The sequence below is a fragment of the Streptococcus oralis genome, assembly GCF_022749195.1.
Classification (GTDB): domain Bacteria; phylum Bacillota; class Bacilli; order Lactobacillales; family Streptococcaceae; genus Streptococcus; species Streptococcus oralis_CI.
On the sequence record NZ_CP094226.1, the window covers coordinates 710,169 to 723,259 of the forward strand.

Here is a 13,091-nt window from a genome sequence, read left to right on the forward strand (position 1 = left end):
TGGCTTTTTTGTGATAAAATAAGAAAAAGTATTGCAAGTATGAGGTCAACTATGAAACTAAAAACAAATATTCGCCACTTACATGGCAGTATCCGGGTTCCAGGTGATAAGTCTATCAGCCACCGTTCGATTATTTTTGGTAGTTTGGCTGAGGGAGAGACTAAGGTTTATGATATTCTGCGTGGAGAGGATGTGCTCTCAACCATGCAGGTTTTTCGTGACCTTGGTGTTGAAATTGAGGATAAAGATGGGGTTATTACCATTCAAGGTGTTGGAATGGATGGCTTAAAAGCGCCACAAAATGCCTTGGATATGGGGAATTCTGGCACCTCGATTCGCCTGATTTCAGGTGTCCTTGCTGGTGCAGACTTCGAAGTAGAGATGTTCGGAGACGACAGTCTTTCTAAACGTCCTATGGATCGTGTGACGATTCCATTGAAAAAAATGGGGGTTAGCATTTCGGGGCAAACGGAGCGAGACCTGCCCCCTCTTCGCTTAAAAGGGACGAAAAATTTAAAACCGATTCACTATGAGTTGCCAATTGCCTCTGCTCAAGTCAAGTCTGCCTTGATATTTGCAGCCTTGCAGGCTCAGGGGGAGTCCGTTATTATCGAGAAAGAATGTACTCGTAACCACACCGAAGATATGTTGCAACAATTTGGTGGCCATTTAAGTGTAGAAGGCAAGAAAATCACAGTTCAAGGACCACAAAAACTGATCGGACAAAAGGTAGTTGTTCCAGGAGATATTTCCAGTGCAGCCTTTTGGTTGGTCGCTGGTTTGATTGTTCCAAACTCTCGTGTAGTACTGCAGAATGTGGGCATCAATGAAACTCGTACTGGTATTATTGATGTCATTCGTGCCATGGGAGGAAGATTGGAAATAACTGAAATTGACCCAGTTGCTAAATCAGCAACCCTGACTGTCGAGTCTTCAGACCTGAAAGGAACAGAGATTGGTGGAGCCTTGATTCCCCGCTTGATTGATGAATTGCCTATTATTGCCCTTCTAGCGACCCAAGCGCAAGGTGAAACAGTCATTAAGGATGCTGAGGAACTCAAGGTCAAGGAAACCGACCGCATTCAAGTGGTGGCAGATGCCTTAAATAGCATGGGGGCGGATATCACACCTACTACAGATGGAATGGTTATCAAAGGGAAATCAATCCTTCATGGCGCTAGAGTCAATACGTTTGGTGACCATCGAATCGGAATGATGACAGCCATCGCAGCCCTCTTGGTTGCGGATGGAGAAGTGGAACTTGATCGTGCTGAAGCCATCAATACCAGCTATCCTAGCTTCTTTGATGATTTGGAGAGCTTGATTCATGGCTAAGGTATTACTCGGATTTATGGGGGCAGGCAAGTCGACAATCGCTAGAGGATTGGCCCCAGACTACATCGATATGGATGCCTTAATCGAGGAACGTTTGGGTATGTCCATTGCGGATTTTTTCGCTGAAAAAGGAGAAGTGGCCTTTCGTCAAGTAGAGTCAGAAATCCTAGCTGACTTACTAAAAACGGACCGAGTTGTGTCAACTGGCGGAGGAGTTGTCATTTCTCAGAGAAATCGTGACTTGCTCAAAACCAATCCTGATAACATCTACCTAAAAGCAGATTTTGAAACCCTCTACCAACGTATCGCAGCTGATAAGGACAATCAGCGCCCGCTGTTTCTAAATAATAGCAAGGAAGAGCTGGCAGCTATTTTCCAAGAAAGACAGGCTTGGTATGAGGAAGTAGCCAGTCGGGTTCTAGATGTGACCAAGCTAAGCCCAGAAAAAATTATAGAGGAACTGAGATGAAAATTGCCTATCTAGGTCCCAAGGGATCTTTTTCGCATCATGTTGTGCAGACAGCTTTTCCTCATGAGGAATTGCAGGCTTTTGCCAATATCACTGATGTTATCAAGGCCTATGAGCAAGGCTTGGTGGACTATTCTGTGGTACCAGTTGAAAACTCCATTGAAGGTAGTGTACATGAAAGTTTGGATTACCTTTTTCACCAGGCTCGCATCCAAGCAGTTGCAGAAATTGTTCAACCCATTCACCAGCAGTTAATGGTGGTTCCAGGTCAGTCAAAAATTGAGAAAATTTTTTCTCATCCTCAGGCTCTGGCTCAAGGAAAGAAATTCATCGACAAACACTATCCAGAGGCTAAAATTGAGATAACCGCCAGTACCGCCTATGCAGCTCGCTTTATTTCGGAACATCCAGATCAGCCTTATGCAGCAATTGCTCCTAGAAGTTCAGCTGAAGAATATGGCTTGGAATTAATTGCAGAGGATATTCAGGAAATGGAAGCCAATTTCACACGTTTTTGGGTGTTAGGGGCAGAGATACCGAAGATTCCTTTGAACTCGCAAGCTGAAAAAATGAGTTTGGCCTTGACCTTACCAGACAACCTACCTGGTGCTCTTTACAAGGCACTTTCGACTTTTGCTTGGAGAGGGATTGACTTAACAAAGATTGAAAGTCGCCCCCTTAAAACAGCCTTGGGAGAATACTTTTTCATTATCGATGTAGACTATAGTGACAAAGAACTGGTTCATTTTGCTAGACAAGAGCTAGAGGCCATTGGAATCCAGCACAAGATATTGGGAACCTACCCAATTTTTACCATAACTGATTTAGAAAAGGAGAGTCAATGAGCAAAGAAAATCCTTTAAGTCATCACGAGCAGTTACGTTATGACTATCTCTTCAAAAATATTCATTACCTCAACGACCGTGAACGGAGGGAGTTTGATTATCTGCAACAGAAAATGGCAGGTCCCAACTCTGAAGTTCACCATTTCTACCAAGAAGAAAAAGAAGAATCTTGGGGTAGAGATATTGATCTTCCGACTTATGGCAGTAGAAGCCGGTCTAAGAAACGTGAAAAGGTAGCTCCTCAACCTAAAGTCAAAAAGAAAAAGAGAAGAATTCGCTTCAAACGAATATTGACTTGGTTCTTGCTGTTGATTACCTGTGTGGTTGCAGGGATGATTTTTATGTTTCTTCGAGGGTTCCAGTCAGCAGCCAATCCAACAAATAAACCAGCTGACGCCAAGGCGGCTCAAGTAGAGGTCTTTAACGGTCAGGATACCAAAGATGGCGTGAATATCCTTGTCATGGGGACAGATGGCCGTATCGGTCAAAATAGTGCGGAGACCCGTACCGACACAATCATGGTACTGAATGTCAGTGGATCAGATAAGAAGATCAAGCTAGTCAGCTTTATGCGTGATAACTTAGTCTATATCGACGGCTATAGTAAGATTGTAAATGGCCAGAAACAAACGGATAACAAACTCAATGTTGCTTATGAACTTGGGGAACAAGAAGGGCAAAAAGGGGCTGAATTGGTCCGCAAGGTTCTAAAAGACAACTTTGATTTGGATATTAAGTACTATGCTCTAGTCGACTTCCAGGCCTTTGCAACAGCTATTGATACCCTCTTCCCTGACGGAGTAACGATTGATGCTCAATTCTCAACATTGAATGGTCAACCTCTAACAGAAGCAACAGTTGGAGATGACCTTCATGCAACAGAGACAGAGTCCCCAACTCAAACTATCAAAGTTGGAAAACAGCAGATGAATGGATCCACCTTGCTGAACTATGCTCGCTTCCGTGATGACGATGAGGGAGACTATGGCCGTACCAAACGTCAGCAACAAGTCATGTCAGCCGTTCTTGAGCAGATTAAAGATCCAACCAAACTCTTCACAGGTTCTGAGGCACTTGGAAAAGTCTTTGGCATGACATCAACAAATCTACCATATAGCTTCTTGTTGACCAATGGCTTATCTGTCCTAGAAGGTGCTCAAAATGGCATTGAAAGACTCACCGTCCCAGAACTTGGTGACTGGGTAGACGCTTATGATATCTATGGTGGACAAGGACTTCTAGTTGATCAAAATAAATACCAGACCAAACTCGCCCAAATGGGAATGAGATAGAATACTATAAAAAAATCAAAGTTTGAATCACCAGTGAAAAAGTGGTTTAGGCTTTGATTTTTCTTAGTATCTGATGGATTTTTAGGGCGTTTTTATGGTATAATAAAACGATATAACTCGTTATTGGACAGAAGAGGAGAGACATGAGTGATTTGAAAGCGATTCAGGCTCGTAGTCTGGAAATGGCTGAATATTTCGTCGCATTTTGTAAAGAACATGATTTGTTGTGCTATCTCTGTGGTGGAGGAGCCATTGGCGCCCTTCGTAATAAAGGTTTCATTCCTTGGGATGATGATCTAGACTTCTTCATGCCTCGCAAGGACTATGAAAAATTAGTAGAACTGTGGCCACGTTATGCAGACGAGCGTTATTTCTTGTCAAAGAGTAACAAGGATTTTGTAGACCGTAACCTTTTTATTACTATTCGTGATAAGGAAACCACTTGTATCAAGCCTTATCAGAAGGATTTGGATTTGCCACACGGTTTGGCCTTGGATGTTTTACCTTTGGATTATTATCCTAAAAATCCGTCTGAGCGTAAGAAACAGGTTCGTTGGGCTTTGATTTATTCCCTCTTTTGTGCCCAAACTGTCCCAGAAAAGCATGGAGCAGTCATGAAATGGGGAAGTCGCATCTTACTCGGCCTGACTCCAAAATCTCTACGTTATCGCATTTGGAAAAAAGCTGAAAAAGAAATGACCAAGTATAGTCTGGCTGAGAGCGATGGAATCACGGAATTATGCTCAGGTCCCGGCTACATGCGAAACAAATACCCAATCGCATCCTTTGAGGACAATCTCTTCTTGCCATTTGAAGGAACTGAGATGCCCATCCCAGTCGGTTATGATGCCTATCTCAGCACTGCTTTTGGGGATTATATGACACCGCCACCAGCGGACAAGCAAGTACCGCATCATGATGCCATTATAGCAGACATGGACAAGAGTTACACAGAGTACAAGGGAGAATATGGAGCATGATGGGAGAAAAAATAAGCGTTATCGTTCCAGTCTACAATGTAGAAGCCTATCTGGAGCGATGTGTGGAGTCGATTCTTCAACAGACTTATGCCCATTTTGAGTTAATCCTAATCAATGATGGTTCTACTGATTCCAGTGGACAGATCTGTGATTACTTAGCGTCTCAGTATGAGAATATCAAGGTTTATCATATCGAAAATGCTGGTGTTTCAAATGCTAGAAATATGGGAATTCAGCTAGCAACGGGTTCTTGGGTTACCTTTATTGATAGCGATGATTTCGTTACCCAGGATTACCTAGCTACTTTAGCAAGTGCAGCTGAAGGGTTGAATGTAGGCTTTGTAATTGCTCCTCTGCACCATATCAAAAACGGAATTGTAACAGACCTACCTTCACATTCAGGAAAAACAGAACTCTGGTCAACAGAAGAAACCATGAAGGAACTACTGATGACTACCAGAACATCATTTTTTCCAGTCGCAAAACTGTTTAAGAGAGACCTGCTTGCGGGTGAAAAGTTTAATACCAATTATCACCTAGCTGAAGATGCCTTGTTTTTAACTGAATTGCTACTAAAGACAAGATGCAGTTGCGTATTTATTGACAAACCTGTTTATTATTATGATCATCGTGAGGGAAGTGCAACAACATCTGTTAATCGACATGTATTTGACACAATAGAAGTTTATAAGCAAATAATTGCTCAAGTTTCACAAGCCTTCCCTAATTTAAAATACGAATTAAAAAATAGAGAATGTTGGTCGTACATCACAGTTTACGATAAAATTATCTTTACTTCACGTGAAGAGTATCAAAAGGAGAAAGCCGAGCTGAGAACTTGGATTGTTCAGCACCGACGCGAAATATGGAAAGATGCTTATTTCACCACTTTTCGCAAGGTAGCGATCCTTTCACTTGTCATTTCTCCATGGCTATATAAGAAAATTGTTGGATTAAAAAACTAATATCATGAGAAGGAGTTGAAAATGAATTTTTCAAAAATGGATGAATACTTTGAAAAATCAAAACTATGGATTGCATATCTATTTGTTTTCATTTCGATTTTAAGTATGAGTTCACTGGTTTATAAGATAGCAAATCCCCTCTACAAGGGATTATCAGCAATTGTAGTGCTTTATATTTGCTATACCTTATTGTTTAAGTGGAAAGAAATCACAGCAGATCGCAAATTTCTATCCTTATTTGGACTCTTAGCTGGAAGTCATCTGCTATCAGCTATTTTCAATCGCTCTGGACATCTGATTGGAAATGTGATTGAAATTCTCTTCATGGTAACCTATGTTTTATTATTTACCATGTTACAATCAGGGCAATTTAAAAAATTATTTGACTGGATTGCCTATACGGTTCAAATTGTATCTTTTTCTTCAGCAATTTTTGCGTTTGGTTTATTGATAAGTAGAGTCCTTATCCTATTTAAGATTGGCGAACAATCTTATTACTATGGTGTCATGAATGGTCGTCTGTGGGGGATTGTCAATCCAAATGCTAGTGCGATATTTTCATACATTAGCATTATTTTGGCTATGTATTTGATCCATAAAGGAAGTAAATATTCTGTTTATCTTAAACTGAATAATGTGATTCAATTCGTTTACTTTGCTACGATGCAAAGTCGAGGAGCCTTACTTTCTTTACTTCTCATGATTGGACTCTATAGTTTCTTTGCTACTAGAGGAAGTATCGTTAAACGATTCCTCACTTTTATAGTTGCTGGTTTGCTGATTACTGCAACTAATATTGGATTAAGCTATATAACTTCAATCTATATCTCATCTGAAACTGCGACTGTCTTAGATTTAAACAATGGACAATCCTATGCTGAGACAGATTCATCTGTTACTAAGAAAAACGGTGAGCTCCATCTAATCGAAACAACACCAAGTGGTAGAACCTATATCTGGAAAAATGCCATCAAGATGGGAAGTGCCAAACCAATTTTTGGTTATGGTGTACGAAATGTTCCAGATTACTACACAGAATATTTCAGTAAATTTGAGATTCAAAACTCCCTTATCGGTGGGAATTTCCATAACATTTTTGTGACCATATTTGTCAGTTCGGGAGTTCTAGGTTTGGTATCCTTCCTTCTTGTACTGGCTTATGTCGTCAAGCGCTTTTTAACGTATTTGATTGTTTCCAAGAAAAATACTGATAAATTGATCATGATCCTATTCTTTGGTATCTTGTTTGGTCAATTATTTGAAAGTCAGATTATGTATTCAACCAACTTTATTAATATCATCTTCTGGCTAGCGATTGGCTATGGACTCGTAGTCTGCAAACGAGATGAAGGAGTTCGGTACCAAGAAGTAACAGACATCAATGAAATTCAACAGATGGAACTTGGAATCATGGAGTATATTCATGAAGTTTGTCAGAAAATTGGTGTCAAGTATTTCTTAGCATATGGAAGTCTAATTGGTGCTGTTCGCCATCAAGGATTTATCCCTTGGGATGATGACATGGATATCTGCATGTTACGAGAAGATTATGAAAAGTTGCAAGACTACCTTATCGCTAACCGTGATGAACGTTACGAGGTCATGTCTTATAAAAACAATCTCAACTATGTCTATCCCTTCATGAAAGTGCAGGATAACCATACCTACTTGCTGGAAGAAGATGTTCGCATCGATTCGAATATGGGAATCTATGTAGATATTTTCCCTGTAGATGGCTACGAGGATGACGTACAATTTAAAAACAAGATGACGAAACTGATAAAGAAACGTCAATTGAGTTGCTATACCTTTAAAGGCATTACCAATACGAAAAGTGTACTGAATTCACTGCTACGTTATGTGTCAATTATTATTTTCTATTTCACCAATACGAACAAATACGTTGCCCAGATTGAAGAGCTTGCAAAATCCCGTAAAGTCTCAGATTATGAGCAGGTGGATTATCTTATCTACAAGGATATGAACAAACCAGTGTGGAGACGTGAATGGCTGGAACAAGTTACTACTGGAACATTTGAAGGTAAGGAATTTACCATTCCGAAAAATTATCATGAAATTTTGACCTCAGACTACGGAGACTATATGCAATTGCCACCGGTTGAACAAAGAGTATCTCATCATGATTTTAAATTATGGAAGATTGTTAAAAGGTCTAAATGACGGGATTGGGATTAAGAAACGTTTAAAAATATAGTCAAATTTAGGAGAATAGAACCTATGTCTGAAAGAACTTTAACTCTTGAAGAAATCAAGCAAGTAGAATTGGATATTTTAAAGTATCTACATGATCTTTGTGAACAACATCAAATCAAATACTTTATTGATTTTGGAACCTTACTAGGAGCTGTACGCCATAAAGGATTTATCCCTTGGGATGATGATACAGATATTTCCTTAGCGCGTGATGAATTTGAAAAACTGTACAAGGTTTTACAAAATGAAAATCATCCCTACTACAAATTGATTTCATTCAGAGAAACAAAGGGATACCCATACAGTTATATGAGAGTCTATGATGTAAGGACTCGTCGAGATGCTAACCTCGTAGACCCAACGGTCGTATTGGGAACTTGTGTTGACATTTTTCCATATGATGGTGTCGTCACAGAGGAAAGTGACCGTAAGAAAATGAAGCTCTACAAATATTTCATCCGCCTTTCTTCATTGAATTTTAAAGGGATCAAGTCTGAGAATGGTGGACTTAAGAACCTCCCTCGTTATATGGGATCAGCGATTTTCCGCTTAACTTCCCCACAGCTATGGAATCAAAAATTAGAGAGCCTTGCTTTAAAGTATAGTGTAGATCAAGCAACAGATCTTACTTGTACTATCTATGACCCTTATTATCCAAATGGTATAAAAAAAGAATGGCTCTATGATTTGATTGATATGCCCTATGAAGACATTGTGGTCAAGGTTCCGAGAAAATACCATGAAATACTTGTCTACGAATTTGGAGAAAACTATATGACTCCACCGCCTATTGAGCAACAAGTCCCAGGAGGGGATAAAAACTACTGGATTGATTAGATTAGTAAAAGTTGCTTATTGTTAAGATAAAGGAGTTTTCAAGGTGAAAAATAAATGGTTATTAAAATCAGTCAGCTATAGTGTTCTCGCATTCTTTCTATTACTGATTCAGTTATCGCAAGGAGTAGATGCAGATACCATCTCTGCAGGTTCGGGCAATCGTATCCATTTCATAAATACTAAAGCAAAATCTGGGAGTGACGCCATCCTTCTGGAAAGCAATGGTCACTATGCTTTGATTGATATGGGAGAAGACTATGATTTTCCTGATGGGAGTGATCCACGCTATCCAAGCCGCTGGGGAATTTCCATGAGAAATTATCAAGTATTGGAGGATCGATTGATTCGCCACTTGGATCAAATAGGTGTAAAAAAATTAGATTTTATTATAGGAACTCATGTTCATAGTGACCATATTGGTGGAGCGGACGAAATACTCAATCGATATCAAGTCGGTAAGTTTTATTTGAAAAAATATTCAGATGATCGGATCACAGCAAACTGGGGACTATGGGATAATCTTTTCAATTATGATAATGCTTTGAGAGCAGCTCAAAAACGAGGAGTTACTCTTATCCAGAATATTTCAGATGAGGATAGCCATCTAAAATTAGGTGATATGGATATCCAACTCTACAACTATAAGAATGAATATGATGCTGACGGGAATCTGAAAAAAGTTCGAGATGATAACTCCAACTCCATTGTTTCAGTAGTGACCGTGGCAGGAAAGAGAATCTATCTTGGTGGAGATTTGGATAATGCCGAAGGAGCAGAAGATAAGTTAGGTCCAGTTATCGGCAAGGTTGATATGATGAAATGGAACCACCATTATGATGCGACAATTTCAAATACGATTAATTTCCTTGAAAACTTATCACCAAAAATGATTATTCAGACAACTGGTGGAGATATTAATGTTGCTTCAACCAGAGAATACCTTCAGAAGAAAAATATTCAGGTTCTTCATGCTGCTAGCCAAACTCAAGACGCTACCGTTTTTGATATTAGCGATAAAGGATTTGCTAATGTTTCAAATACCTTCCCTGATATCCCTGTAGTTGACGAAAAATGGTATCAAGAAGATGGTTATTGGAAATATCGTTTGACTGATGGAGAAATGGCTATCGGCTGGAGAGAGATTGGCGGAGCCACTTATTTCTTTAATGGAAAAGGACAAATGCAAGCAGGTCGCTGGCTTCACCTTAACGACGACTGGGGAGAAAATGCTAAAGGGAATGATTACTATCTGAACCAAAATGGTAAAATGCAAACTGGTGGTTGGTTCAAACTAGATGACTCTTGGTATTATATCCAATCAAATGGTGCTAGACGATTTAGCGAGCTCTCTGAAATTGGAGGGAAAAAGTATCTCTTTGCGGCAGATGGCAAGATGCTAACAGGACACCAAGTCTATAATGGCAAGAAAATGTTCTTTAGCGAAAGTGGTGCACTCCAAACAGCAGGTAAGCCTTCAACTTGGCAAAAGATTGATTTAAATTGGTATTTCTATGACGAGGATGGGCTAAAGACCATCGGTAAAAAGAATATCAATGGAAGCACATACTACTTTAATCAAGAAGGTGTCATGCAAACTGGCTGGGCCTTTGTTGATGGTCACTGGAACTATTTTGCAAGTTCTGGAGCTATGAAAACTGGTTGGGTCAAGGATCAGGAAACATGGTATTATCTGGATAAAGATGGTATCATGTTAACTGGTAGACAAGATATAAATGGTGTTCGTTACTATTTGAATGCTAGTGGTGCCATGCAGACTGGCTGGAAGTGGCAAGACAATAGCTGGTACTTCTATACGAACTCAGGTGCTATGAAAACGGGTTGGTTGAAAGATAAAGAATCATGGTATTATTTGGATCCAGAAACAGGTATCATGGCTGTAGGATCTAAAGAGATTGATGGTAAGAACTATTTCTTCAGCTCTGCAGGTACTATGCAAGTTGGATGGCAGTGGTCAAATGATTCTTGGCATTACTACGCTACGTCGGGCGCACTCCAAACTGGTTGGTTGAAAGATGGTGATGTCTGGTATTATCTTGAAGGTAAGGAAGGCGTTATGTTAGTCGGCCTCCATCAAGTAGATGGTAAGCAATATTACTTTAGCAAATCTGGAGCCATGCAAACTGGCTGGAAATGGTTTGATAATCATTACCGTTACTTTGAATCAAATGGAGCCATGAAAACTGGTTGGATAAAAGACAAAGGCGTCTGGTATTATCTAAATCCTGAAGATGGCATCATGTTGGTTGGCCTTCATAAAGTAAATGGTGATCATTATTACTTTGATGAATCAGGAGCTATGCAGACAGGTTGGAAACAGCTTGATGGTAATTGGTACTATTTCCAAGCTGATGGTTCTTTGTTGAAGAACGCAACAACACCTGATGGTTATAAAGTAAACGAAGAAGGAATCTGGAAACAGGCTGTTGCTGCTGTAAATAGCGATGCAGTCAAGCCAGAACAGAAACAAGAAGCTAATTCCTCTATTGTTGAACAACCTAAACAAGATTCAAATCTAGAAGCCAAGGCTTCTGATAAGAAAGAAAAAGAATAAAGAAGAAATCCCCTACTGACAACTAATTTATCAGTAGGGGATTTTTTTAATTTCGTTTTAATTTAGCAAGTACAAGGTTCAGTGCATAGTGGAGTGTTTTGTCTTTGGTGATAAAGAGGGTCAAGAGGTAATAGATACCACAAGTTGCTACGGTAGAAAGAACCATGAGAATCATATTGAAGTTTACTGTGTAGGAATTGATTTGGAAAATCATCTTGAAAATATAGAAGATTGGGATAAAACCAAGGGATATGAGGCTATAACGTGTTAAGGTTATAAAAATTTCTTTTAAACTAATCAGTTGGTGTTTCTTGATAAAATGAATTTCAAGTAAAACGACGATAGTTTCTGCGATAATGGTCGTAGCGATGTAATACTCAGGTGCAAAAATATTATTGAAATACAAGATGCTATTTAATAGTATATTGGCACCACCACCAAGGAAGTAGAAGGCAGTTAAGCGATTTTCATGGTCGTTGATAAAGATAATCTGTTTACCAAGAATCAACTCAATAGCCCAAATGATGGTACGAAAGGCGAAGACGCTAGTTACGATACCCGCTTCAAGATATTTTTCAGAAGAATAAATAACAGTTGCGTACCGTCCCAATATCATAATCCCGACACTAGTTGGAACCATAAGGAAATAGAATAAGGATGCCGCTTGATTCACGAGATAATTATAGGACTTGTAATCCTTTTTACCGAGATAGTAGCCAAGGCGTGGAATACTGACGTTGATAGCTCCACTCAAGACACTGGCAATCAACATGACGATACTATAGGCAATTGTATAATAAGAAATGTAGTTTTCATCTGGTCCCTTGGTGATAAACATTCTATCTAGCAAGGTATAAAGCATATTAGCATTTGCTAAGAGAAGCATAGTGAAGAGCGGTTTAGAAGCTTTAGCTAATTCGACGAAACCAATCTTAACAAAAGAAACTTCTCTCTTAATCCAAAGAAAACTGAGCAGGTAGTTGAGGATAGTGGTCGCTGTCATAACGATAGCATAAGGAACAATATCATCTGCCGTTTTAACAAAGGCGAAGATAGCGACCAGCATGGTAATTCGAATAATTAACGTTTTGTAGAGGATGAAGGCATAGTTTTCATAAGCCTCGTTCATCCATTCGATATTGAGAAATTGGAAGAGTGCTTGGGCTCCTAGGATGTAGTAGAGAACTTTCAGATTCTCAATGCTGGTGTCAAAGAAGATAATGAGGAAGTAGATACCAGTGGTCAGGAGGGAAGTGAAAACCGAGATATAAAACAACTTAGAAAAGACGTAGTTGATTTTATTCTTGTCATCCTTGACCTTACTAATAGCTCGAATCCCGTAGTTGTATATTCCAAAGGCAGCTAGTGGAATAACGAAACTTGCCCAGGTATTGGCTGTATTGAAATAACCGTAATTGGATTTGCTGAGAATCCGCGTCAGATAAGGGTTGGTTATCAGTGGAAAAACGATATTGAGAATATTGACCAGCAAGCTGGCCAATGCATTTACTTTTATATTTTTCATTGAACTTTCTTTCTTAAATCTAAAATCATATCTAGTATTATATCACATTCTCGCTTC

The 13,091-nt window shown here is 39.4% G+C and carries 10 protein-coding genes; 9 read left to right on the plus strand and 1 reads right to left on the minus strand.

Annotated elements, in window-relative coordinates:
- The first annotated feature begins 51 nt into the window (after positions 1–51).
- The 9 genes from aroA to MP387_RS03500 all read left to right on the plus strand — a co-directional run bounded on the left by aroA (position 52) and on the right by MP387_RS03500 (position 11,509).
- Entirely contained in the window at positions 52–1,335 is a 1,284-nt protein-coding gene (aroA, locus tag MP387_RS03460) for a 3-phosphoshikimate 1-carboxyvinyltransferase (protein ID WP_242747708.1), read from the plus strand.
- Positions 1,328–1,804 (plus strand): shikimate kinase, encoded by a 477-nt coding sequence (locus MP387_RS03465; protein ID WP_242747710.1) that lies wholly within the window; start codon positions 1,328–1,330, stop codon positions 1,802–1,804. The genes aroA and MP387_RS03465 overlap by 8 nt, the downstream gene beginning before the upstream one ends.
- Positions 1,801–2,649: a prephenate dehydratase gene (gene pheA / locus MP387_RS03470; protein WP_242747712.1), complete on the plus strand. Its 849-nt coding sequence runs from the start codon at positions 1,801–1,803 to the stop codon at positions 2,647–2,649. Before MP387_RS03465 ends, pheA begins: the two co-directional genes overlap by 4 nt.
- Positions 2,646–3,941 carry an LCP family protein gene (locus MP387_RS03475; protein WP_242747715.1) on the plus strand — a complete coding sequence of 432 codons (1,296 nt, stop codon included), beginning with the start codon at positions 2,646–2,648 and terminating at the stop codon, positions 3,939–3,941. The genes pheA and MP387_RS03475 overlap by 4 nt, the downstream gene beginning before the upstream one ends.
- Positions 3,942–4,084: 143 nt before the next feature.
- Positions 4,085–4,921 (plus strand): LicD family protein, encoded by an 837-nt coding sequence (locus MP387_RS03480; RefSeq protein WP_242747717.1) that lies wholly within the window; start codon positions 4,085–4,087, stop codon positions 4,919–4,921.
- On the plus strand, positions 4,918–5,886 hold the full coding sequence (locus MP387_RS03485) for a glycosyltransferase family 2 protein (RefSeq protein ID WP_242747719.1): 969 nt from the start codon (positions 4,918–4,920) through the stop codon (positions 5,884–5,886). Before MP387_RS03480 ends, MP387_RS03485 begins: the two co-directional genes overlap by 4 nt.
- Before the next feature lie 21 nt (positions 5,887–5,907).
- Positions 5,908–8,067 (plus strand): LicD family protein, encoded by a 2,160-nt coding sequence (locus tag MP387_RS03490; protein WP_242747721.1) that lies wholly within the window; start codon positions 5,908–5,910, stop codon positions 8,065–8,067.
- Positions 8,068–8,124: 57 nt separating this feature from the next.
- On the plus strand, positions 8,125–8,937 hold the full coding sequence (locus MP387_RS03495) for a LicD family protein (protein WP_002881745.1): 813 nt from the start codon (positions 8,125–8,127) through the stop codon (positions 8,935–8,937).
- Positions 8,938–8,980: 43 nt separating this feature from the next.
- A complete protein-coding gene (locus MP387_RS03500; protein WP_242747723.1) occupies positions 8,981–11,509 on the plus strand; it encodes an MBL fold metallo-hydrolase in 2,529 nt (842 codons plus the stop codon).
- A gap of 46 nt (positions 11,510–11,555) precedes the next feature.
- Here MP387_RS03500 and MP387_RS03505 read toward each other — a convergent pair whose 3' ends face one another.
- A complete protein-coding gene (locus tag MP387_RS03505) occupies positions 11,556–13,034 on the minus strand; it encodes an oligosaccharide flippase family protein (protein WP_242747725.1) in 1,479 nt (492 codons plus the stop codon).
- Positions 13,035–13,091: the final 57 nt, after the last annotated feature.